General features: G+C 70.0%; 19 protein-coding genes. 13 read left to right on the forward strand and 6 right to left on the reverse strand.

All coding sequences use genetic code 11. The annotated features are described in order from the left end of the window. Nucleotides 1–157: 157 nt before the first annotated feature. Entirely contained in the window at nucleotides 158–3,034 is a 2,877-nt protein-coding gene (locus IE198_RS19660) for a vitamin B12-dependent ribonucleotide reductase (RefSeq protein ID WP_189888373.1), read from the forward strand. An 81-nt stretch (nucleotides 3,035–3,115) separates the two neighbouring features. On the opposite strand, the gene IE198_RS19665 is transcribed toward IE198_RS19660, so the two are convergent. Continuing rightward, the gene (locus IE198_RS19665; protein ID WP_189888375.1) at nucleotides 3,116–3,535 is read right to left on the reverse strand and encodes a nuclear transport factor 2 family protein; all 420 of its coding nucleotides are present in this window, start codon (nucleotides 3,533–3,535) and stop codon (nucleotides 3,116–3,118) included. A gap of 125 nt (nucleotides 3,536–3,660) precedes the next feature. Further along, a complete protein-coding gene (locus tag IE198_RS36380; protein ID WP_308426834.1) occupies nucleotides 3,661–4,488 on the reverse strand; it encodes a TerD family protein in 828 nt (275 codons plus the stop codon). A 105-nt stretch (nucleotides 4,489–4,593) separates the two neighbouring features. On the opposite strand from IE198_RS36380, the gene IE198_RS19675 reads away from it, so the two are divergent. From IE198_RS19675 to IE198_RS19685, 3 genes are read left to right on the forward strand one after another with little or no spacing between them, the layout of a single operon-like run. After that, the gene (locus IE198_RS19675; protein ID WP_189888377.1) at nucleotides 4,594–5,199 is read left to right on the forward strand and encodes a YdbC family protein; all 606 of its coding nucleotides are present in this window, start codon (nucleotides 4,594–4,596) and stop codon (nucleotides 5,197–5,199) included. A gap of 46 nt (nucleotides 5,200–5,245) precedes the next feature. After that, nucleotides 5,246–5,905 (forward strand): histidine phosphatase family protein, encoded by a 660-nt coding sequence (locus IE198_RS19680; RefSeq protein ID WP_189888380.1) that lies wholly within the window; start codon nucleotides 5,246–5,248, stop codon nucleotides 5,903–5,905. Between the two features lie 12 nt (nucleotides 5,906–5,917). After that, nucleotides 5,918–6,832, forward strand: a complete 915-nt coding sequence (locus tag IE198_RS19685; RefSeq protein ID WP_189888381.1) for an ADP-ribosylglycohydrolase family protein — start codon at nucleotides 5,918–5,920, stop codon at nucleotides 6,830–6,832. A 97-nt stretch (nucleotides 6,833–6,929) separates the two neighbouring features. On the opposite strand, the gene IE198_RS19690 is transcribed toward IE198_RS19685, so the two are convergent. Beyond that, nucleotides 6,930–8,483 carry an MFS transporter gene (locus tag IE198_RS19690; protein WP_373299908.1) on the reverse strand — a complete coding sequence of 518 codons (1,554 nt, stop codon included), beginning with the start codon at nucleotides 8,481–8,483 and terminating at the stop codon, nucleotides 6,930–6,932. A gap of 121 nt (nucleotides 8,484–8,604) precedes the next feature. On the opposite strand from IE198_RS19690, the gene IE198_RS19695 reads away from it, so the two are divergent. The 3 genes from IE198_RS19695 (at nucleotide 8,605) to IE198_RS19705 (ending at nucleotide 10,706) form a co-directional block, all read left to right on the forward strand. Then, a complete protein-coding gene (locus IE198_RS19695; RefSeq protein WP_189888385.1) occupies nucleotides 8,605–9,252 on the forward strand; it encodes a TetR/AcrR family transcriptional regulator in 648 nt (215 codons plus the stop codon). A gap of 52 nt (nucleotides 9,253–9,304) precedes the next feature. Next, on the forward strand, nucleotides 9,305–10,006 hold the full coding sequence (gene rnhB, locus IE198_RS19700; protein ID WP_189888387.1) for a ribonuclease HII: 702 nt from the start codon (nucleotides 9,305–9,307) through the stop codon (nucleotides 10,004–10,006). An 82-nt stretch (nucleotides 10,007–10,088) separates the two neighbouring features. Next, nucleotides 10,089–10,706: a hypothetical protein gene (locus IE198_RS19705; RefSeq protein WP_189888389.1), complete on the forward strand. Its 618-nt coding sequence runs from the start codon at nucleotides 10,089–10,091 to the stop codon at nucleotides 10,704–10,706. A 72-nt stretch (nucleotides 10,707–10,778) separates the two neighbouring features. Here the strand turns inward: IE198_RS19705 and IE198_RS19710 are convergent, their stop codons facing one another. Both IE198_RS19710 and IE198_RS19715 read right to left on the reverse strand, forming a co-directional pair. After that, nucleotides 10,779–11,408 (reverse strand): hypothetical protein, encoded by a 630-nt coding sequence (locus IE198_RS19710; RefSeq protein WP_189888391.1) that lies wholly within the window; start codon nucleotides 11,406–11,408, stop codon nucleotides 10,779–10,781. A 217-nt stretch (nucleotides 11,409–11,625) separates the two neighbouring features. Then, on the reverse strand, nucleotides 11,626–13,797 hold the full coding sequence (locus tag IE198_RS19715; protein WP_189888393.1) for a RecQ family ATP-dependent DNA helicase: 2,172 nt from the start codon (nucleotides 13,795–13,797) through the stop codon (nucleotides 11,626–11,628). Nucleotides 13,798–13,907: 110 nt separating this feature from the next. On the opposite strand from IE198_RS19715, the gene IE198_RS19720 reads away from it, so the two are divergent. From IE198_RS19720 to IE198_RS19745, 6 genes are all read left to right on the forward strand, one after another. Then, a complete protein-coding gene (locus IE198_RS19720) occupies nucleotides 13,908–15,248 on the forward strand; it encodes a DUF4192 domain-containing protein (RefSeq protein ID WP_189888395.1) in 1,341 nt (446 codons plus the stop codon). A 493-nt stretch (nucleotides 15,249–15,741) separates the two neighbouring features. Beyond that, the gene (locus IE198_RS19725) at nucleotides 15,742–15,930 is read left to right on the forward strand and encodes a hypothetical protein (protein WP_189888397.1); all 189 of its coding nucleotides are present in this window, start codon (nucleotides 15,742–15,744) and stop codon (nucleotides 15,928–15,930) included. A 98-nt stretch (nucleotides 15,931–16,028) separates the two neighbouring features. After that, nucleotides 16,029–16,793 carry an NUDIX hydrolase gene (locus IE198_RS19730; RefSeq protein ID WP_189888399.1) on the forward strand — a complete coding sequence of 255 codons (765 nt, stop codon included), beginning with the start codon at nucleotides 16,029–16,031 and terminating at the stop codon, nucleotides 16,791–16,793. Between the two features lie 1,160 nt (nucleotides 16,794–17,953). Beyond that, nucleotides 17,954–18,841: a FadR/GntR family transcriptional regulator gene (locus IE198_RS19735; RefSeq protein ID WP_189888401.1), complete on the forward strand. Its 888-nt coding sequence runs from the start codon at nucleotides 17,954–17,956 to the stop codon at nucleotides 18,839–18,841. A gap of 335 nt (nucleotides 18,842–19,176) precedes the next feature. Then, on the forward strand, nucleotides 19,177–20,733 hold the full coding sequence (locus IE198_RS19740) for an RNA polymerase sigma factor (protein WP_189888403.1): 1,557 nt from the start codon (nucleotides 19,177–19,179) through the stop codon (nucleotides 20,731–20,733). 159 nt (nucleotides 20,734–20,892) lie between these two features. After that, nucleotides 20,893–21,726, forward strand: a complete 834-nt coding sequence (locus IE198_RS19745) for a S1 family peptidase (RefSeq protein ID WP_189888405.1) — start codon at nucleotides 20,893–20,895, stop codon at nucleotides 21,724–21,726. A 127-nt stretch (nucleotides 21,727–21,853) separates the two neighbouring features. Here the strand turns inward: IE198_RS19745 and IE198_RS19750 are convergent, their stop codons facing one another. Next, nucleotides 21,854–22,084 (reverse strand): DUF7455 domain-containing protein, encoded by a 231-nt coding sequence (locus IE198_RS19750; RefSeq protein WP_189888407.1) that lies wholly within the window; start codon nucleotides 22,082–22,084, stop codon nucleotides 21,854–21,856. Between the last annotated feature and the right edge of the window lie 389 nt (nucleotides 22,085–22,473).

A 22,473-nucleotide genomic window follows, 5' to 3' on the forward strand; every position in this document is an offset into this window, starting at 1 on the left:
TGAACGGCTGGGCCCGACGAAGGCCCGCCAGCCGGCTCAGGGTGGCAAAGGACCTGCTTGCGGACGCTGTGCGTGGCGGCCGGAGCAACAGACACAAACCGTGCCCCGGGAAGATCTGGGCACTTCAGGGCGTTTTTGCCCGTATATGGGAGGCGGCATGACCGAGACGACGAGCGGCCCGGCACGAGGGTCCCGAGCCAAGGGATCCAAGGCGAACAAGGGCCTGCGTATCGAGCGCGTCCACACCACCCCCGGCGTGCACCCGTACGACGAGGTGGTCTGGGAGCGCCGTGACGTCGTCATGACCAACTGGCGTGACGGCTCGGTCAACTTCGAGCAGCGTGGCGTCGAGTTCCCCGACTTCTGGTCGGTGAACGCGGTCAACATCGTCACCAGCAAGTACTTCCGCGGGGCGGTCGGCACCCCCCAGCGAGAGACCGGTCTGAAGCAGCTGATCGACCGGATCGTGAAGACGTACCGCAAGGCCGGAGAGGACCACGGCTACTTCGCCTCGCCCGCCGACGCCGAGATCTTCGAGCACGAGCTCGCGTACGCCTTGCTGCACCAGATCTTCAGCTTCAACTCGCCGGTGTGGTTCAACGTCGGCACGCCCCAGCCGCAGCAGGTCTCCGCCTGCTTCATCCTGTCCGTCGACGACTCCATGGAGTCGATCCTCGACTGGTACAAGGAAGAGGGCATGATCTTCAAGGGCGGCTCCGGCGCCGGCCTGAACCTCTCCCGCATCCGCTCCTCCAAGGAGCTGCTGTCCTCCGGCGGCAACGCCTCCGGACCGGTCTCCTTCATGCGCGGCGCCGACGCCTCCGCTGGAACGATCAAGTCCGGCGGTGCCACCCGCCGCGCGGCCAAGATGGTCATCCTCGACGTCGACCACCCCGACATCGAGGGCTTCATCGAGACCAAGGTGAAGGAAGAGGAGAAGATCCGCGCGCTGCGTGACGCGGGCTTCGACATGGACCTGGGCGGCGACGACATCACGTCCGTCCAGTACCAGAACGCCAACAACTCGGTCCGGGTCAACGACGAGTTCATGAAGGCAGTCGAGGCGGGCGGCAAGTTCGGTCTGCGTGCGCGGATGACCGGTGACGTCATCGAGGAGGTCGAGGCCAAGTCGCTCTTCCGCAAGATGGCCGAGGCCGCTTGGGCGTGTGCCGACCCGGGCATCCAGTACGACGACACGATCAACCGCTGGCACACCTGCCCGGAGTCCGGCCGCATCAACGGCTCGAACCCGTGCAGCGAGTACATGCACCTGGACAACACCTCGTGCAACCTGGCCTCGCTGAACCTGATGAAGTTCCTGAAGGACGACGGCAAGGGCAACCAGTCCTTCGACGTCGAGCGCTTCTCGAAGATCGTCGAGCTGGTCATCACGGCGATGGACATCTCCATCTGCTTCGCCGACTTCCCGACCCGGAAGATCGGCGAGAACACCCGAGCCTTCCGCCAGCTCGGCATCGGCTACGCCAACCTCGGCGCGCTGCTGATGGCGACCGGCCACGCGTACGACTCCGACGGAGGCCGTGCCCTCGCCGGCGCGATCACGTCCCTGATGACCGGCACCTCCTACCGGCGCTCCGCCGAGCTGGCCGCGGTCGTCGGCCCGTACGACGGATACGCCCGCAACGCCGAGCCGCACAAGCGCGTCATGAAGCAGCACGCCGACGCCAACGCCGTGGCCGTCCGCATGGACGACCTCGACACGCCGGTCTGGGCCGCCGCCACGGAGGCCTGGCAGGACGTGATCCGCCTCGGTGAGAAGAACGGTTTCCGCAATTCCCAGGCCTCGGTCATCGCCCCGACCGGCACCATCGGTCTCGCGATGTCCTGCGACACCACCGGCCTGGAGCCCGATCTCGCGCTGGTCAAGTTCAAGAAGCTGGTCGGCGGCGGCTCGATGCAGATCGTCAACGGCACGGTCCCGCAGGCCCTGCGCCGCCTCGGCTACCAGCCGGAGCAGATCGAGGCGATCGTCGCCCACATCGCCGATCACGGCAACGTGATCGACGCGCCGGGCCTGAAGGCCGAGCACTACGAGGTCTTCGACTGCGCCATGGGCGAGCGTTCCATCTCCGCGATGGGGCACGTCCGCATGATGGCGGCCATCCAGCCGTGGATCTCCGGCGCACTGTCCAAGACGGTGAACATGCCGGAGTCGGCGACCGTCGAAGAGGTCGAGGAGATCTACTTCGAGGCGTGGAAGATGGGCGTCAAGGCGCTCGCGATCTACCGCGACAACTGCAAGGTCGGCCAGCCCCTCTCCGCGAAGAAGAAGGAGAAGGCCGAGGTCGCCGGGAAGGCCGAGGAGACGATCCGCGCCGCGGTCGAGAAGGTCGTCGAGTACCGCCCGGTCCGCAAGCGTCTCCCCAAGGGCCGCCCCGGCATCACCACCTCGTTCACGGTCGGCGGCGCCGAGGGCTACATGACCGCCAATTCCTACCCGGACGACGGTCTCGGCGAGGTCTTCCTGAAGATGTCGAAGCAGGGCTCCACCCTCGCGGGCATGATGGACGCCTTCTCGATCGCCGTCTCGGTCGGCCTGCAGTACGGCGTGCCGCTGGAGACCTACGTCTCGAAGTTCACCAACATGCGCTTCGAGCCGGCCGGTATGACGGACGACCCCGACGTGCGGATGGCGCAGTCGATCGTCGACTACATCTTCCGCCGCCTGGCGCTGGACTTCCTGCCCTTCGAGACCCGTTCCGCGCTCGGCATCCACTCCGCGGAGGAGCGCCAGCGCCACCTGGAGACCGGTTCCTACGAGCCGACGGACGACGAGCTCGACGTGGAGGGCCTTGCGCAGTCGGCCCCGGTACAGCAGGAGCTGAAGGCCGTCGCCGCGCCGAAGGCGGAGATTCCGGCACCGCAGCAGGCGCACACCTCCGCCGAGCTCGTGGAGATGCAGCTGGGCATCAGCGCCGACGCTCCGCTCTGCTTCTCCTGCGGGACCAAGATGCAGCGTGCCGGTTCCTGCTACATCTGCGAGGGCTGCGGCTCGACCAGCGGCTGCAGCTGAAAATGAGCGCCCTTCAGGCGTGAAGTAGACCGGTCAGAGCGGGGAGTCGGCGAAATCCGGCTCCCCGCTCGGCCGCTGTGATCACCGAGGCTTCCTGTCGCCCGGTTCCCCCAGTGCTCTGGCTATCAGGTCGGTATCGCAGTACTCGGTCAGTGCTTGCAGTTTTCCCTCTTTGATGTGGCAAACCCAGCAGTACGTGTTGTTGTAGGGCTTCCCTTCCGTGGTTGTGGCGCGGCCGCTGCACTCCACCACCACGCAATCGCCGGCGGCGATGAAACGTTGGGGGGTGTTCGTGTATATGTCCGCAAACTGGGCGAGCAGGGGACGGAAGAGGTCGTCGAGGACGGCCTGTTTGCCCTCGTAGGTCCCGGACCATTTCGTCGTGCCGATGATGGTCCAGCGGAAGTCGTCGGCGAGACTCTCGGCGAGGGGCCGGCCGTCCCCCTTCATCAGCCCGGCGAAGATGTGCTGCATCAGTCGTGTGTTCTCGGTCTCGGCCATGTCTGCTCCCTCATCTCGTTCGCCTGTATCGAGCGCGGCACCACCGGTTGAACCGGTCAGGGGGGAGAGCCGATCGGGCTCCCCCGCCCTTGCGGGTCTGCTCGCGTTCCACGTTCTGCGCCTGATCAGCGGGCGGGGTCGCCCATCACCGTGAGATATGTCTGAGGGTCCCCGTCGAAACCCAGCAGCCTGCCGCTGAACGTCCAGCCCCCCGCCTCGCCGCGGACGAACTCGCCGATCGTCGCCGCCGTGGCGTCCGGGACAGCGGTGAAGTCGTGCCGCCCGATCTCCCTGTGTCCTTCGAGGACGCGCACGGAGGCGTTCACGACGTCGCCGAACACCGTGCGGCCGTCGCCCTGCTGAATCACTACCCCGACGACGACACGGCCGTACCTCGCCGCCAGCCGGTCGAATTCGAGGGTCATCACCTCGTCCGCCCCGAAGCCCTGACCGGTCCTGCTCTCTCTGGCCAGGATGATCGTGCCGTCGGGCGAGCGGCTGTCGAAGTGCACGACGTAGGCGGGTTCACCGAATGGGGCCTCCGCGGAATACGTCGCGGCCACCAGGTCGAGATCATGGGGCGACTCACCGAGCGGGCTGGGGTCCCACCTGAGGGCCACCTCTGCCTTCCGGACGCCCTTGTTGAGGCTGTTCACACTCTTCCTTCCCCGTAACTGTCGGAAACTGTACGTGCGTTGACGGTAGCCGTTCCGTGCGGGATGCGGCCTCTGACGCACCACCTCGTCGCGGAACGCCTCGATCTCACTGCTGACCTGACGGATGAGATGGGTGTTCTCGATCCGGTCCACGTACGGGCAGCGCCGTGCGGTCCCCGCGAGTGGGAAGACGAAACAGATCGACATCAGGGCGACGAGGATGCGCTGCGCGGACTCGAGGCGGTCGAACAGCGGTTGGTATGCAGGGCCGTCATGATGATCGCGGCGGGCGGACACCTGTTGGCGATATGCCCTGCGCCCCGGGGGCGCACCTGGGTCCACGGGCGGGCGCTGTGACGCAGAGAGTGACCCCGGCCACGTCCCGGGCCGTACGATGGCGCGGTGCTGGTCAAGTGGATTCGCTGCACGGTCGTGGACCGCCGAGGGTTCGAGCGCGGGCAGCGGAAATGGGCGGGGCTGCTGGGTGAGCCGGGATTCCGGGGGCAGGGCGGAGGGTGGAGCAGGATACGGCCGAACGTTGCCCACGTCTTCGCCTTCTGGGAGACCCGGGCCTTCTACGACTCGTTCATGGCGCGCTCCCACGACCGGCTCGCGTCCGGGCAGGCGGGCACGTACAAGGACTCCCAGGCCAAGTTGTTCGATCACCGCTTCGACGTCAAGACGGGCTTCGAACCGCGGTTCACCGAATCCGACGTGGTCAGGGTGGCGCACTGCCGGGTCCGCGAGGACAGGGTCGAACACTTCTCCTTGATGCAGGAGAAGGTGTGGAATCCGGCCATGGCGGGGTCGCCCGGGATGGTGCGGGGCGTGTTCGGGGAAGCGCCCGGCAACGAGTTCCTCGTGATGTCCATGTGGCTGTCGGCGGCCGAGCACGGGAAGTACCGCGCCGAACGCGTCGAGCGACTGCTGTTGCGGGCCCAGACGGCGGCGGACGTGGCGGCACTGGCCGGGGACGTCGTCGCCCTGGAACCGTCCTGGACGGTATGACGGGCCGCCCGCAGCGGCCGTCCCGGGCAGGCCATAGGGTCGAGGTATGGCGCGACCGCGACGTATCGTCCTCGTCCGGCACGGGGAGTCGGTGGGCAATGCCGACGACACGGTGTACGAACGCGAGCCCGACCATGCCCTCCCGCTGACCGCCGCCGGCCTGGCCCAGGCCGCCGAGACCGGAGCACGGCTGCGGGAGCTCTTCGGCCGCGAACGGGTCAGCGTCTACGTCTCCCCGTACCGCCGCACCCTTGAGACGTTCCGGGCGTTCGGACTGGACCCCGGGCTGGTGCGGATCAGGGAGGAGCCGAGGCTGCGGGAGCAGGACTGGGGGAACTGGCAGGACCGGGAGGACGTACGGCTGCAGAAGGCGTACCGCGACGCGTACGGCCACTTCTTCTACCGCTTCGCCCAGGGCGAGTCCGGTGCCGACGTGTACGACCGGGTCGGCGCGTTCCTGGAGAGCCTGCACCGGAGCTTCGTGGCACCGGATCATCCGCCGAACGTACTCCTGGTCACCCATGGTCTGACCATGCGGCTGTTCTGCATGCGCTGGTTCCACTGGTCGGTCGCGGAGTTCGAGTCACTCTCCAATCCGGCCAACGGCGAGACCCGCACGCTGCAGCTCGGAGAGGACGGGCGATACCACCTCGACCGGCCCTTCGAGCGCTGGAGGACCCCGGAGCCGTACGGAGCCACCGGTTAGAGTGGCAGGAAGATGACCGCTGATTCCGCATCCGACCCGCGCTTCGTACGCGCCCTGGACAGCCTGCGAGGCCTGTCCGTGGGAGACGCCCTGGGCTCCCAGTTCTTCGTTCCCTCCAACTACCCCCTGCTGAAGCGGCGCGAGCTGCCGCCGTCCGTCTGGCAGTGGACCGACGACACCGAGATGGCCTGCTCCGTCCTGGCCGTCCTCGTCGAGCACCACCGCGTGGACCAGGACGCCCTCGCCCGGTCCTTCGCCGAGCATCACGACTTCGACCGCGGCTACGGCCCCGCGGTCAACCGGCTGCTCCGGCTGATCAGGCAGGGGGGCGACTGGCGGGAGCTGTCGGCGGAGCTGTTCAAGGGCCAGGGGTCGTGGGGCAACGGCTCCTCCATGCGGATCGCACCCCTCGGCGCCTGGTACGCGGACGACCCGGAGCAGGCGACGCACCAGGCCGAGATCTCCTCGTACCCCACCCACCAGCACCGGGAGGCCGTGGTCGGCGCCATGGCCGTGGCCGCGGCGGCCGCCCTGGCGGCGAACCCGGCGGGACCGCCCGGACCTGCGGAGCTGCTGGACGGTGTCATCGCCCTGGTCCCTCGCAGCGCGGTGGGCGCCGGTCTGCGCCGGGCCGTGGACATGCTCGACTACAACGACCCCGGGACCGTCGCCGCCGTACTGGGCAGCGGGCGGCGTACCAGTGCCCATGACACCGTGCCGTTCGCGTTGTGGTCCGCCGCGCGGTCGCTCGGCGACTTCGAGCAGGCGTTCTGGACGACCGCCCAGGTGGGCGGTGACGTCGACACGACATGTGCCATCGCCTGCGGAGTCGTCGCCGCGAGCAAGGCGGGACAGCCGCCTGCCCACTGGCTGGAGCGGACCGAGCAGCTGCCCGACTGGCTGCCCGGGGCGGACCGGGCCGGCTGACGCGAGCGGCATCGGACGGTGCCGGATCAGCGGCGGACGCAACCTGGGGCGGCCGGGTACAGGCCGTCCCCCATGACCACGGCCTGTACCCGGCGCGTCATGCGGCGTGGCCGCCGGGCCCCGCCGCCCCGCTGAGTGCCTCCAGGTCGCTCTTGCGGACCCGTATCACGAAGAGCGCCGCCACCACGGCGAGCGCGACCAGGCCCACCCCGGCCCAGAGCGCGGTGGCGATGCCTTCGGCGAGCACCTGGTGGCCCCACGGAGGCGGCAGCTCGTGGGACCTGGCGAAGGCCTCCTGCTGCGCGGGCGTCGCCTCGGCGAGGAAGGACGGCAACTGCCGCTCGGCCTCGTCGCGGCTTGCCGTCCCGAACACGGTCATCAGGATCGACAGACCGAGGGAACCGCCGACCATCTGCGTGGCATTGAGCAGACTCGACGCGGCACCCGACTCGTGCTGCGCCACACCCGACACGGCCGTCAGCGTCGCCGTCACGAACACCAGGCCCATGCCGAAGCCGAAGAGCAGCATCGGCCAGAGCACCGCGGCCACGTAGGAGCTGTCGGGGGATATGAAGGTCAGCCACGCCATGCCGCTCCCCGTGAACAGCGCCCCGGCGGTGAGGAACGGCTTGGGCCCCAGCACCGGCAGCAGCTTCGAGGAGAGGCCCGCCGCGATCACGATCATCACGGTGACGGGAAGAAACGCGAGGCCGGAGGTGATGGGGCTGTAATCCAGCACGTTCTGCACGAACAGGACGATGAAGAAGAACATGCCGAACATCGCGGCTGCGAGGCTCATCATGATCAGATACGTGCCGGACCTGTTGCGGTCGGCGAACATGCGCAGCGGCGTGATCGGATCGCGTGCCTTGCGCTCGGTCAGTACGAAGGCCGTCAGCAGGACCACCGCAGCGGCGAACGCGCCGAGCGTGAGCTCGTCGCTCCAGCCGTCCTCCGAGGCTCGGATGAAGCCGTAGACCAGTGAGGCCATGCCCACGGTCGAGGTGAGCGCGCCCGCCACGTCGAACCGGCCGGGGTGGCGCTCGGACTCGTTGATGAAAACCGGCGCGAGAGCGGCGATCAGGATGCCGATGGGCAGATTCACGTAGAAGACCCAGCGCCAGTCCAGCCACTCCGTGAGCATGCCGCCGGCCAGCAGCCCGATGGCCGCGCCGCTTGCGGAGACGGCCGCGAAGATGCCGAAGGCGCGGTTGCGCTCAGGCCCTTCGCGGAAGGTCGTGGTGATCAGCGCGAGTGCCGTGGGCGAGGCGATGGCTCCGCCCACGCCCTGCAGTGCGCGGGCCGCGAGCATCTGCCACGGTTCCTGCGCGATCCCGCACAGCAGCGACGCGAAGGTGAAGAGCAGCACACCGGAGACGAACACCCGGCGGCGCCCGAGGATGTCGCCCGCCCTGCCGCCGAGCAGCAGGAGCCCGCCGAAGGTGAGGGTGTAGGCGTTCACCACCCACGAGAGTTGGGTGGTGGTGAACTCCAGTGCCCCCTGGATGTGCGGGAGTGCGATATTCACAATCGTGGTGTCAAGTACCACCATGAGCTGCAGAGCGGCGATGACGGCGAGCGCGATACCGGGCCGCCCCTGTCGGCGGGCCGCCCCCGGTGGAACGGGTGCTCTTAGCTGAGAGGTTGTCACCATGGGTCCCCCACATATGAGTTAGTGAACGAAGGCGTTCACTTTTCCGTAAACCGTAGAGAGTCCCCGTCAGTGAACGCAAGCGTTCACTGGACCTCCCGTCCCCAACGGAGATATGAAGATGGCCACTTCGCGCCGGACCGGTGCCACAGAGGCTCCGTCGGCCCCGCTGCGCCGGAGAGGGCCCGTGCTGGAGCGGGCGATCCTCGAAGCCGCCCTGGAACTGCTCGGCACGGTCGGCTGGAGCGGGTTCACGATGGAAGGGGTCGCCGCCGGGGCGCAGACCGGGAAGGCGGCCGTCTATCGGCGCTGGCCCTCGAAGGAGGACCTCGTCGCCGACGCCCTCGAGGCCGGGCTCCCGCCCCTGGACCAGGACGCCGATCAGGGGGGCGTCCGGGAGGACCTCTTCCATGTCTGCCGGCGGGTGCGGGACGCGATGTTCTCCCGTACCGGGGTCGCGCTGCGATCAGTCCTTCACGAGTGCGATGCCGTCGCGGCCGAACGCTTCCAGGGCCTGATCGTCAATCGGGTTGTCGAGCCGTCCAAGGAGCTCTTCCGTGCAGTGGTGCGGCGTGGTGTGAGCCGTGGTGACGTCCGGCCGGACGCGGCCTGCGAACTGGTCCTCGATGTGATCCCCGGCCTGCTGATGTACCGCTCGAAGGTGTGCGGAAGCGAATGGCCGGACACGGACATCGCCCAGATGATCGACCAGGTCATGGTCCCGCTGCTCCGCCCGCACAGCTGCCGGCCGATCGACGGCGGATCGTGACCCGTATCCGGTTGCCATCGGGCCATCCCCGCGGCGTACCCTTGCTGGCGCCATGCCGTACGAACCACCCACCCACGCAGTCGAGCGCTCGATCCGGGCCACCACAGGGGCCAAGATCGTCGCAGGCATCGACGAAGTCGGGCGCGGAGCGTGGGCGGGGCCGGTGACGGTGTGCGCGGCGATCACCGGACTGCGCAGGCCGCCCGACGGTCTGACCGACTCCAAGCTGATCACTCCCAAGCGCCGCGAGGGGCTGGCGGTGTTGCTGGAGGGCTGGGTCACGGCCCACGCCCTCGGTCACGCCTCTCCGGAGGAGATCGACGAACTGGGGATGACGGCGGCCCTCAGACTGGCCGCCGGCCGGGCCCTGGAGGGACTGCCGGTCCGCCCCGATGCCATCATCCTCGATGGCAAGCACGACTACCTCGGAGTGCCCTGGCAGGTGCGTACGGTGATCAAGGGGGACCAGTCCTGCGTGGCCGTGGCCGCCGCATCGGTGATCGCCAAGGTGCGCCGGGACGCGATGATGGCGCAACTACCGGAGGACTTCGCCGTTTTCGGCTTCGCCGAGAACGCCGGCTACCCCTCGCCCGTGCACAAGGCCGCCCTCCGGGAGCTGGGACCCACCCCGTACCACCGGCTCTCCTGGGCCTATCTCGACGCCCTGCCCCGGTGGCGGCATCTCAAGAAGGTCCGTATCTCCCCGGAGGCGGCCGAACTGGAAAGCGGGGGCCAGCTCGGCTTCGACTTCTGAACTCGCCCCGCCATCAGCACGGTCGCACTTTTCGTGCCACCCGCCGGTGCCGTCCGCACCGGCGTTTGATAGACATCCACCCATGCCTCTCATTCCCGAGGAGCCTCAGATTCACGAGAGCGCCCAGGGTCCCCGCGTCACTCCGGCCACCGGCCGCACCGCGCCGACCCCCCGTCCCGTACCCGGTCCGCGTTCCGCGGCCTCGCCGCGTCCCGGGCACCCGTGCCCCGGCCCGTCCAGGCCCGCCCCGCCCGCGCAGCGAGCATCCGCTGCCGGGAAACCGAAGCCGCCGCGGCCGGAGAATCCTTCCGCGCCGCAGATCCAGCTCGTTCCCGCACCGGCGGGCGGTGCGCTGGACGCCGCCGACGAGGCGGTCGACCTGCTGCTGGACTCCGGGCGGGCCCCGGGCGACGTGCTGGTGCTCACCACGGGTGACCAGCACCCGTGGGCCGCGCACGAGCTGTCGTTCGGCGAGAGCGCCTACTGGGCCCAGCACGACGCCTGCGACGACGTCTTCTACGCCGACGCGGCATCGGTGGAACGGGCCGCGGCCCGGCCCGTGGTGGTGGTCGCCGTCAACGGCGGCACGGACGGCACCGCTGCCGATGCGCTGCCGGCGGCCCTGAAGAAGGCTTCGGTCCTTCTCATCGTCTGCGGTGACCCCCAGCGCATCAACGCCGTGCTCGGTGCGGGCGTCTGACCCACGCCCGAACGATCCTGCGGTTCGGTCGCGATCCGGCTGCCCGTCATGGGCAGCCGGCGGACGACGCCTTCAGCGGGCCGCCGTGCGCCGCAGCGCTTCCACGGCGCCGCCTGCCGTACGCATCGGCACCGGGTCGGAGTCCGTCCCCGCGTCGGCCAAACGACCGGGTGACGAGGTCGAGTTGGGGTGACGGCCGCCGCGGCCCTCGCCCAGCACCTGCCAACCGCCGCGCGTCAGCGTGATGTACGCGCCGCAGCGCAGCCCGTGCAGCGTGCATGCGTCCCGCAGGCCCCACATCCACGCGCCGTCCTCCTCCGTCCACCGCTCGTCGCCCTCTCGGCAGTAGAGCAGAACGGCCGTGCGCACGGGCGTCCGCCGTCGGAGGTCGTGCGGGATCACCCGGCGCAGATGGGCCAGCAGCGCGTTGCGGAACTCCCAGCCGTCCGCCGGGACGGCGCGTCGGGAGAACGACGCGCTGGCCGTGAGCCGTTCCTCGTGATCGAGCACGGCGACGACTGCCGTCGTGGGGGCCGGGCGGTGCCGGGCGTGCAGTCCGCCGACGATCTCGCGCGGATTGCGCAGCAGCGGGATGCCGGCCGCTGCCCACTCGGCCGGCTCGAGCAACCGGGCAAGGCGGTTGGCCGAGTTGGCCGATGCGGTGATCGAGGTGGCTGCGGACGAAGCGAATCCGAAGGTCACGGTCCTCCCTTCGCATACGCGCCCACAGTGCGGGCAGGGTCGGGTGAGGGCGCGCCACGGCATGGCCCTTGGGGACCGCGAACGGGCCGTGCGGGGGAGCAGTCCAATTCTTCCTGGCGCATGGGAATGCGGCAACGAGCAATTCGGCACCACCGGCGGAATTCGGTGGGTATGACGTTCATATCCCTTCCCCTCTCCGTCCCGAACGACCCCTGCTTCAGGACTGGATCGCGAGGACCAGCGGGAAGACCCCCTTCGCGCCCGCCCTGCGCAGCAGTCGCGAGGCCACGGCCAGCGTCCAGCCGCTGTCCGAGTAGTCGTCGACCAGCAACACCGGACCGTCCGCGGCGGCCAGCGCCTTGGCCAGCTGTGGCGGTACGACGAACGCCTCGTGCAGTGCCCGCACCCGCTGGGCGCTGTTGGTGCGCGAGAACCCTGTGTCCAGGGCGTCCGGCACGTACTCGACCGATCCCAGCAGCGGCATCCGGCCGACCTCCCCGATACGGCCGGCGAGGGAGCCGATCAGACGGGGCCGGCTGCGGGAGGCGATCGAGACCACGCCCGCAGGGCGCTGCGGCGCGTCCACGGCCCCGGAGGCCCAACCGCCCGGTCCCCTGGCCCAGTCGGACAGCACGGTCACGACCGCGTCGGCCATGTCGTCGGGCACCGGGCCGTCCGGCGCCTGCGGAGCGAGCATCGGACGGAGCCGGTTGCCCCAGCCGATGTCGGAAAGCCGCCCCAGCGCCCGTCCGGTGAAGGACTGCTCACCCTCCGCAAGACGGCCCTTGAGGTTGATGCCGACGGCGGCCAGCCCGGTCGGCCACATCTTGCGGGGCTCGACCTCGACCCCCGGCCTGCCGAGCTCGCCACGTGCCGCGTCCAGAGCGGCGGTGGACACCTTGTCGCTGAACCGGGCGCCGGAGCAGTTGTCGCAGCGGCCGCAGCGCGACGCTTCCTCGTCGTCCAGCTGGCGCCGCAGGAACTCCATCCGGCATCCGGCGGAGTGCGCGTACTCCCGCATGGCCTGCTGCTCAGAGGCGCGCTGCCGGGCCACCCACGCATACCGGTCCGCGTCGTAGGACCAGGGCTGTCCGGTCGTCGTCCAGCCGCCCTTCACCCTGCGCACGGCGCCGTCCACGTCGAGCACCTTGAGCATGGTCTCGAGCCGGGTGCGCCGCAGTTCCACCAACGGCTCCAGCGCTGGCAACGACAGAGGCCGCTCGGCCTGCGCCAGCACGTCCAGCGTGCGCCGCACGAGCTCCTCGGGCGGGAAGGCGACCGAGGCGAAGTACTGCCAGATCGCCTCGTCCTCCTTGCCGGGCAGCAGCAGCACCTCCGCATGTTCCACACCACGGCCGGCGCGGCCCACCTGCTGGTAGTACGCGATCGGGGACGAGGGCGAACCGAGGTGCACGACGAAGCCGAGGTCCGGTTTGTCGAAGCCCATGCCGAGTGCCGACGTCGCCACCAGGGCCTTGACGCGGTTGGCGAGCAGGTCCTCCTCCGCCTGCTGCCGGTCCGCGTTCTCCGTGCGTCCGGTGTACGAAGCCACCGTGTGACCGCACTGGCGCAGATACGCGGTGACCTCTTCGGCGGCGGCGACCGTCAGTGTGTAGATGATGCCGGACCCAGGCAGCTCGCCGAGATGATCGGCGAGCCAGGCCAGACGGGTGGCGGCGTCCGGGAGCTCCAGCACCCCGAGGCTCAGGCTCTCCCTGTCCAGCGGGCCGCGCAGAACGAGGGCGTCGGTGCCCGCTCCCGTGCCCAGCTGCTCAGCCACATCCGCCGTGACCCGTGCGTTGGCGGTGGCGGTCGTGGCGAGGACGGGGACGCCCGCGGGCAGGTCGGCGAGCATGGTGCGGAGCCTGCGGTAGTCGGGCCGGAAGTCGTGGCCCCAGTCGGAGATGCAGTGGGCCTCGTCCACCACGAGCAGTCCGGTCGCCGCAGCCAGCCGGGGGAGCACCTGATCGCGGAAGTCCGGGTTGTTGAGCCGCTCGGGACTGACGAGCAGCACATCGACCTCGCCCGCGGCGATCTCGGACTGGACCGTCTCCCACTCCTCCGTGTTGGAGGAGTTGATCGTCCGGGCGCGGATGCCGGCCCGCGCCGCAGCCTCCACCTGGTTGCGCATCAGCGCGAGCAGGGGTGAGACGATCACGGTGGGGCCGCTGCCGCTCGCCCGCAGCAGCGAGGTGGCGACGAAGTACACCGCGGACTTGCCCCATCCCGTCCGCTGGACGACCAGTGCCCTGCGCTTGTCCGCGACGAGCGCCTCGATCGCGCGCCACTGGTCCTCGCGCAGCCGGGCGCGGCCCGATGCGTCGGAGACGAGCCGGGCCAGTACGGAATCGGCGGAAGCCCTGAGCTCCGCGCGGTCTGCGTTGGTCATGCACCCATGCAACCCGATGGGACCGACAAACCGCGAACCCGCCGTCGAGCCTGTGGATAACGTTATCCACAGGGGTCGCGGCGTCCGGGGGTTCGCGGGACCGTCGTCGCATGAACAAGCACCACGACCTCACCGGATCCGGCACCGACCAGCAGATCACCCTGCGCGGCCCCGCCGAACTGGCCGACGCGCTCCCGTACATGATGGGGTTCCACCCGACCGACTCGATCGTCCTCGTCGCCCTGCACGGCGGCAACGGACGCTTCGGCGGCCGGCTGCGGCTGGGCATCCCACGCTCACCACGGGAATGGGCCCCGGTCGCCTCGCAACTCGCCGAGTGCCTGATCCAGGGCAGCCGGCGCCGAGGGCCGGGCCCCGACGGCATCGTGGCCTTCCTCTGCCAGGACCCGGCAGAAGGCGAGAGCGGGCAGCAGATCATGGAGCGGCTGCGCCCGCTGGCGCAGCGATTGCGCACGGCCTGCGGGGCCCTCGACGTGCCGGTGTACGAAGCCCTGTGCATCTCGGACGGCCGCTTCTGGTCCTACTGCTGTCCGGACGCCCGCTGCTGCTCGCCCGACGGCACGCCGCTCGCCCTGCCCGGCACATCGGTGATGGCCGCCGCGGCCGCGTACGCGGGAATGAGGGTGCGCGGCAGTCTGCGTGAGATGGAGCAGCGGTTCGCTCCGTCGACCGCACCGGAAGCTGAGGACCAGGTGCGGGCGCTGGATGCGGCAGGTGCCGCGCTCACCTCGAGAATCCTCGAGGCACAGGGACGGCAGGAGGTGGCCGACGAGACAGTGACACTGGCCCGCCGTCTGCTGGATCGTATGGCGGAAGCCCCTCATGACGACGCCGGTCCGGGCGCCGACGCCGCGGACGACCGGCTCGTCTCGGCTGACGAGGCAGCGGCCGTGATCCTCGGTTTGCAGGACCGGGAGACAAGGGACCGGGCGGCGCAGTGGATGGAGGGGGAGGAAGCGGCTTTGGCGCTGCGCGTATGGCGGGCCCTCTCCCGCAGATGCGTCCCGCCGTACACGGAGCACGCCGCGGCGACCCTCACGCTTGCGGGATGGGTGTCATGGTCCCTGGGCGACGAGCCTGGCGCACGGGTCGCTCTGGGACTCGCCCTGCGAGCCGATCCGGAGTACGTGTTCGCGCGTCTGCTGCACCAGGCGTGCAACGAAGGGCTGGATCCGGAGACCGTGCGCCACTGCCTGCGCAGCGCACGCGACGCCCCACCCGGGGAGACGCCGTCCGCGCCGTCCCGTACACGTACCCGGCGGCACCGCGCCAGGCTCCTGCGGGCGTCCGCGGCCCAGCCGGAGCTGTCGGACCCCCGGCGTCGGGGCGGTCCAGCAGGGGGCCGGCCACCGGGCGGCACAGCCGCCGCCCGGGCCCGCACGCGTGCCGGCAGGCGCAGCGGGCAGCGCGGCACCAGGAGTGGACGATGACTGCCGTGACAAGGGCGGTCCTGGCGGTGCCCAAGGCCGTGCCGCAGTTCAACACGCCCGCCGTGGAGCGCACTTCGGCCGCATACCCGGCCCACTGCATGACGGGCGGCCCACACCTGCCGCCGAGCTGCACGGGTTTCGCGCCACCCTCGCTTTCCCTTTGGTGCCGGCGGAGGCGTGGCGCCGGCGCCTGGCGGAGGCGGACCCAAGCAGGGGCACAACCCGTTCGGCCACCGCTCCGGAGCGGTGCGGGTGCACGAGACCGTGGTCGCCGTCACGGGCCTCTCCGTGGCGCGACACGAGAAGGCGGTCTCATCTCTGCTCCCCGCCCTGCTCGACGCCTGGCCGCGTTCGGACACCGGCTGCCGGAGATGTGGGGCAGCAGCGCACGTCCGACGGCATCCCGAGGCCGCATCCGGCGGCGTGCCGACCGCCGCCCTGTCGGCGGCCCAGGGGACCCGGCCGCTGACGACGCTCGGGGATCCAGTCGCTCATGACGCTCGTCGGCCCCCGGCCCGACGCTCCCGGCGGGACGGTCGCCCTGCGTGCCCTCGGTGCGTCCCTACTCGGTGCTCTCCGGCTCTCGGGGCTGTCCGCGGCGGGCGGCCCTACGCGGTGCGCATCAGCCGCCCGGCTGGTCGTGGTCGAGCAGGCCGCGGCCGGTCTCCAGTTGGTCGTGTGAGCGGAAGGTGGAAGGCCCTCGGAACCGGGTGAGGAAACCAGCCACGCAGGTGGCGAAGGACTGTGTTTATCGTCAGGCAGACGACTATGATCGTCCGCATGTCGCCCTACGACCCGTCGGCCTTCCCGCCCTTCGCCGTCACCGTCGACCTGGTCGTGCTCACCGTGCGTCGGCACGCGCTCTGCGCGCTGGTCGTGCGCCGCGGCGAGCCGCCGTTCCAGGGCAGGTGGGCGCTGCCCGGCGGATTTGTCAGGGGCGACGAGGACCTGGCGTCGGCCGCGGCGCGCGAGCTGTCCGAGGAGACGGGCCTGTGCGCGCACGACCCGGCCTCACCCGGCGCAGCGGGCGGCGCCCACCTGGAACAGCTCGCCACCTACGGCGACCCGAAGCGTGATCCCCGCATGCGGGTGGTGAGCGTCGCTCATCTCGTGCTCGCTCCCGATCTGCCGGCGCCCCGCGCGGGTGGCGACGCCAACAGCGCCCGCTGGGCGCCGGTCGAGGAGCTCCTCGCCCACGACCGCGCCTTCGCACGCGATGACGAACAGCAGGCGCCGCTCGCCTTCGACCACGCGCTGATCCTTGCGGACGGGGTGGAGCGCGCCCGCTCCAAGATCGAGTACTCCTCGCTGGCCACCGCGTTCTGCCCGCCGGAGTTCACGGTGGGAGAGCTGCGGCGGGTGTACGAAGCGGTGTGGGGCGTCGCCCTGGACCCCCGTAACTTCCATCGCAAGGTGACTGGCACCCCGGGCTTCCTGGTTCCGGCCGGAGGCACGACCACTCGGCAGGGCGGCCGTCCCGCACAGCTCTTCCGGGCCGGTGGTGCCACGGTGCTGAACCCGCCGATGCTGCGGCCCGAAGTTTGATTTTCACAGGCGCCCATACCTCGGTCGAGTCCTGACCCCGGTGCTTCCGCCCTTGCACCAAGTCCACCGACGCCGCGCGGGGCCGGACCTCGGCGCCGGACGGGCGGCGAGCCGGGCGACGGGACCCGGCGCCCATCCCGGATCCGGCGCCCGCGCCCGCCGCCCCGAAGCCGGCCGTCACTGTCTGCCGCCCTCCGAAACCGGCGCCCCATGCACAGCGCCCATGACGCCGGCCACGAGATCCGCCGCCTCGGCGTCCGCTCGCCCAGCTGATCGCCCTCGCGGCGATCGCTGCCGCGCTCGCCCTGTGCGTGCTGCTCGCCGGCGCGGCCGCACTCCTGCCCACCGGAGCCTCGTCGCCTGGCTCGAGTGCCTGCGGCTGCCTCCGGCGGCCTACGGTGCCGGACCGATCGGTGCGCTCGCCTTCGGCGAGGAGTACCGCGACCTCGTATCCGTAGCCGCCCTCACCGCTGCGCGGGGCACGGTCCCGCGCCGTCCGGCACTGTTCCTGGCCAAGCTCGGTGCGGCGCCACGGCCGCCCTGGTCCTCGCGGGTCTCGTGCAGGCTGTCGGCTTTCACGCGCTGCGCCTCGCGCACGGGCCGGACTTCGCGGCGGTGCCCAGCAATTGGTCCGCGTCGGTGGCCTGTTGGGGAGGGCTCCGTGTCGGCTGTGACTGGTCCGCCCTGCCGGCCGCCGGCGCCTTCCGGGTCGTGGCGGCCGGCGTCGCCGCGGTGCCCACCGCGTCGGTTCCGGCCGCACCGGTTCGGGTCGTGCCGCTCGTGCACCAGGCGCTCCTCGTACCGGCGGCCCGCTCGATCGCAGGGCTCCATGGCAGGCTCCCTGAACTGGCCGGGGCCGAGGTTCCGCAGCAGGGGGATCGCCGGCTGCCCGCCGCGGGACGGCTGCTCGCGCAACCCGTGGGTGCCGCGATGCTGTTGTCGCTGAAGGCGCTGATCCGTGCCCGCGAATACCGGCCTTCGCGGCGAGGCCCCTTGGTGACCGAGGGGCGGGCGTCTGTCCGTGAACTACCCGCAATCCCTTGGGAAATGTCTGTTTACTTACGATAAGTCGTCAATTGAGGGGTGAGCGCCGATCACCCTTTCGTGTGCTTTTCACCAAAGACCTCAAGGGGCCCGGAAGCCGAGCCGACAAAGGATGCGTGAGTACCCTTGCGCACACCATGATGACCGCCGCCCGCCCCACCGAGAACGGCCTTGCCGGTCCGGGCGATCTCGACCGTTACAGCTACGGGGGGACGCCTGCGACCGAGCGTGTAGGCCCTCCCTCGTGGGACGGTTCCGACGCCGAGTTGGGCCGGGTCGGCCGCCGCGCGGCGGGCAGCCGCGGCCGTGGCCTGCACGGCCAACTCGTCCAGCAACTCGGCCAGATGATCGTCTCCGGCGACCTCGGGGCCGACCGCCCGCTCGTACCCGAGGAGATCGGCCAGCGCTTCGAGGTCTCCCGGACCGTGGTGCGGGAGTCGCTCCGGGTCCTCGAGGCCAAGGGGCTGGTCAGTGCCCGGCCCAACGTCGGCACCCGCGTCCGGCCTGTCAGCGACTGGAACCTCCTGGACCCCGACATCATCGAGTGGCGAGCCTTCGGCCCGCAGCGAGAGGACCAGCGCCGGGAGCTGAGCGAGCTGCGCTGGACGATCGAGCCGCTGGCCGCCCGGCTCGCCGCCGGTCACGGCCGTGAGGACGTCCAGCAGCGTCTGGGTGACATGGTCGAGATCATGGGCCACTCCCTGACCCAGGGTGACGTGCTCACCTTCTCGCGTGCCGACGCCGAATTCCACTCCCTGCTCATCCAGCTCGCCGGCAACCGCATGCTGGAGCACCTGGCGGGAATCGTCTCAGCGGCGCTCCAGGTGTCCGGGGGCCCGGTCACCGGCTGTGACCGCCCGACCGAGGCGTCCCTGACGCACCACGCCCGTATCGCCGACGCCCTCGCCTCGGGCGACGGGCAGGCTGCCGAATCGGCCATGCGTCAGCTGCTCACGGTTCATCCGGAAGTGGAGCGAGTGGTCCCCGCGCCGCGTGAGCACTGACAGCAGCGGCGGTCGGGGTGCGCAGGCGTTCGGATCTCGTGTCGCCGGATTCGAGGGGATCCGGCGACACGTTGCGCCCTGCATGCCCCGCTATGACCGTTCGGCGGCTTTTGGGGTGTGACTCGGGCCACGTGGATTGGGCGTAACACTCCTCGAAACAGCGCGATGACCTAAGAGGTGACAGCCGAGGAGGGAATACAGCCGCCATGCACGGCGCTGTGACAGCTCCTGGGTTCCGCCCGCGCCACCGGCACATCCGCAGCCCGGTGGTCGTCGGCTTCGGCCCGATCATGGGCGGGGCCGGAAGCCGTTTCCATCGTTCCGAGAGGTTGTTCGTGTCGGCCAGCACATCCCGTACGCTCCCGCCGGAGATCGCCGAGTCCGAGTCTGTGATGGCGCTCATCGAGCGGGGAAAGGCTGATGGGCAGATCGCCGGCGATGACGTGCGTCGGGCCTTCGAGGCTGACCAGATTCCGCCAACCCAGTGGAAGAATGTTCTGCGCAGCCTCAACCAGATCCTCGAGGAAGAGGGTGTGACGCTGATGGTCAGTGCAGCGGAGTCGCCGAAGCGCGCCCGCAAGAGCGTCGCAGCGAAGAGCCCGGTCAAGCGCACCGCCACCAAGACCGTCGCGGCCAAGACCGCCACGGCGAAGACTGTCGCGGCCACCGCGACCCCGGCGGCCGAGACCGTCGAGGTCCCGGCCGAGGAATCCGCGGAGGCCGCGCCTGCGAAGAAGGCGGCCGCCAAGAAGACGACGGCCAAGAAGACGGCGGTGAAGAAGACCGCCGCCAAGAAGACGACGGCCAAGAAGACCGCCGGCAAGAAGGACACCGACGAGGCCGCCGAGGGCGAGGAGCTGCTCGACGAGGTCCAGCCCGGCGGCAAGGGTGACGAGGAAGAGACCGAAGGCGAGAGCAAGGGCTTCGTCCTCTCCGACGACGACGAGGACGACGCGCCCGCGCAGCAGGTCGCCGTCGCAGGCGCCACCGCCGACCCGGTCAAGGACTATCTGAAGCAGATCGGCAAGGTCCCCCTGCTCAACGCCGAGCAGGAGGTCGAGCTCGCCAAGCGCATCGAGGCCGGCCTGTTCGCCGAGGACAAGCTGGCGAACTCGGACAAGCTGGCGCCGAAGCTCAAGCGCGAGCTGGAGATCATCGCCGAGGACGGCCGCCGCGCCAAGAACCACCTGCTCGAGGCCAACCTCCGACTGGTCGTCTCGCTGGCCAAGCGCTACACCGGCCGCGGCATGCTCTTCCTGGACCTGATCCAGGAGGGCAACCTCGGTCTGATCCGCGCGGTCGAGAAGTTCGACTACACCAAGGGCTACAAGTTCTCCACGTACGCCACCTGGTGGATCCGTCAGGCGATCACTCGCGCCATGGCCGACCAGGCCCGCACCATCCGTATCCCGGTGCACATGGTCGAGGTCATCAACAAGCTCGCGCGCGTCCAGCGCCAGATGCTCCAGGACCTGGGTCGCGAACCCACTCCGGAGGAGCTGGCCAAGGAGCTCGACATGACCCCCGAGAAGGTCATCGAGGTCCAGAAGTACGGCCGCGAGCCCATCTCGCTGCACACCCCGCTCGGCGAGGACGGCGACAGCGAGTTCGGTGACCTCATCGAGGACTCGGAGGCCGTCGTCCCGGCCGACGCGGTGAGCTTCACGCTTCTGCAGGAGCAGCTCCACTCGGTGCTCGACACCCTGTCCGAGCGTGAGGCGGGCGTGGTGTCCATGCGCTTCGGGCTCACCGACGGTCAGCCGAAGACCTTGGACGAGATCGGCAAGGTCTACGGAGTGACGCGTGAGCGCATCCGGCAGATCGAGTCCAAGACGATGTCGAAGCTGCGCCACCCGTCGCGTTCGCAGGTGCTGCGCGACTACCTCGACTAGGCCGCAGCCGTTCGAGCACTCACCGCCGCAGGGCCGGCGGCGGTGAAGGGCCCGATTCCCCCTGGGGAGTCGGGCCCTTCACCATGTCGCGCACGTGCGCAGGGCAGCCGATTGGGCGACTCTGAGTGGTATCGGATTCACGCAGAGTCAGGAGGCCATATGCGTCGCCCCACTGCCCGAGGTCTGGCCCAGGTGTCGGCCCTGATCGCCGCAGCGGTCGTGACACCACTGGCGATGCCCCCGTCCGCCGACGCGGACAGCGTGGTCATCGGCGGGTACGAGGTTCGTGCCGGCGAGAGCCCATGGGTTGTCGCACTGGCCAGCCGTGACCGGTTCGGCCCAGTGCGCAGCGGGCAGTTCTGCGGTGGCGTGGTCGTGGCGCCGACCAAGGTGATGACCGCCGCCCACTGCCTGAGCACCGCCGTTCTGGGGAAGGAGGCCGCATCGGTGCGCGACCTGCACATCATCGCGGGCCGCTCGAAGCTCGTGGGTGACGGCGGGCGGGAGGTCCCGGTGCGGGAAACGTGGGTCTCGCCGAAGTACGAGCCCGTGACCAACAGCGCCGACGTGGCGCTCCTGACGCTCGCAGAGGCCCTGCCGAAGGACCATGTGCTCCCGGTGGCCGGGGCGGGGGACCCGGCGTACAAGGTCGGGACGGCCGCTACGGTCTACGGCTGGGGCGACACGAAAGGTGACGGCAGCTACTCGCCGTCCCTGCGGGCGGCACGGGTGTCCGTGCTCCCGGACGCGACGTGCGCGAACGCCTATCCCGGCGGGCAGAGCAGCAGGTACCAGCGGTCCACCATGCTGTGCGCCGGAGATCCGCAGGGCGGGCACGACGCCTGCCAGGGGGACAGCGGGGGGCCGCTGATCGCCGAGGGGAGGCTGATCGGCCTGGTCTCCTGGGGCAGCGGCTGCGGACGGCCGGACGGGCCGGGTGTCTACACGAGGGTCTCCGCGGTCGCACCGCCCTTGCCGGGGGCAGCGGACTGACCGGCCGGGCCGGTCGGCTCAGCGAGGACGGTGACGGAACGAGAGCGGGCGGCTTCCCCCGGTGGTCGGGGGAGCCGCCCGTCAGCCGGTCCCTGGACCGGCCCTTGGCTCGTCGGGATGTGAGGCGTCAGCGGTCCTCTTCACCGGCGCCGGCCGGCACGGCCGTCAGGCGGTCCGTCTCATCCTGTATTTCCGCGGCGATCTTCTTGAGTTCCGGCTCGAACTTGCGCCCGTGGTGGGCGCAGAAGAGCAGTTCACCACCACTGATCAGTACGACGCGCAGATAAGCCTGGGCGCCGCAACGATCGCAGCGGTCAGCGGCCGTCAGCGGGCTCGCGGGGGTCAGAACAGTAGTCACGTCGCCTCTTCTCTAGCTCGACGAGCTGTCGTACCAGGGTCAACATCCAACCAGGCCGAAAACGTTCCCGCTCGTGGCATTTCCTCGAAACTTTTTCCCAAGGTGGCTGTCTGCTGCCGGTTGGCGGCGAATGAGCCGTATTGCTTCGCTCTACGGATTTCGCGTTGCTTGTCTCGTTTGGCCCTCCCGGCTGGGTTGCCGGTTGTTCATGAGGACGTGCCCGGAGCCTAAATGGTTCATGCCTGGAAGGGAACGTGATGTGCACGTCACTCCATCGAGCGATCGAACACATATGCGAAACTGCACTAGCATAAGAAATCAGGTGGGTGGCGTTACATCGGCTCTACCAGGCCTCTGTACGCTCTGACCGGCGACCGACGCCGGGCCTT

It is taken from the genome of Streptomyces xantholiticus, from assembly GCF_014651015.1.
Classification (GTDB): domain Bacteria; phylum Actinomycetota; class Actinomycetes; order Streptomycetales; family Streptomycetaceae; genus Streptomyces; species Streptomyces xantholiticus.

Excerpts from the sequence above, each read along its gene's own strand:
- IE198_RS19665 (WP_189888375.1), bottom strand. The coding sequence starts at position 3,535 with ATGGCCGAGACCGAGAACACACGACTGATGCAGCACATCTTCGCCGGG.
- IE198_RS19720 (WP_189888395.1), top strand. The coding sequence starts at position 13,908 with ATGAACAAGCACCACGACCTCACCGGATCCGGCACCGACCAGCAGATC.
- IE198_RS19745 (WP_189888405.1), top strand. The coding sequence starts at position 20,893 with ATGCGTCGCCCCACTGCCCGAGGTCTGGCCCAGGTGTCGGCCCTGATC.
- rnhB (WP_189888387.1), top strand. The coding sequence starts at position 9,305 with ATGCCGTACGAACCACCCACCCACGCAGTCGAGCGCTCGATCCGGGCC.
- IE198_RS19715 (WP_189888393.1), bottom strand. The coding sequence starts at position 13,797 with ATGACCAACGCAGACCGCGCGGAGCTCAGGGCTTCCGCCGATTCCGTA.
- IE198_RS19730 (WP_189888399.1), top strand. The coding sequence starts at position 16,029 with ATGTCGCCCTACGACCCGTCGGCCTTCCCGCCCTTCGCCGTCACCGTC.
- IE198_RS19725 (WP_189888397.1), top strand. The coding sequence starts at position 15,742 with ATGACGCTCGTCGGCCCCCGGCCCGACGCTCCCGGCGGGACGGTCGCC.
- IE198_RS19695 (WP_189888385.1), top strand. The coding sequence starts at position 8,605 with ATGGCCACTTCGCGCCGGACCGGTGCCACAGAGGCTCCGTCGGCCCCG.
- IE198_RS19680 (WP_189888380.1), top strand. The coding sequence starts at position 5,246 with ATGGCGCGACCGCGACGTATCGTCCTCGTCCGGCACGGGGAGTCGGTG.
- IE198_RS19660 (WP_189888373.1), top strand. The coding sequence starts at position 158 with ATGACCGAGACGACGAGCGGCCCGGCACGAGGGTCCCGAGCCAAGGGA.
- IE198_RS19705 (WP_189888389.1), top strand. The coding sequence starts at position 10,089 with ATGCCTCTCATTCCCGAGGAGCCTCAGATTCACGAGAGCGCCCAGGGT.
- IE198_RS19685 (WP_189888381.1), top strand. The coding sequence starts at position 5,918 with ATGACCGCTGATTCCGCATCCGACCCGCGCTTCGTACGCGCCCTGGAC.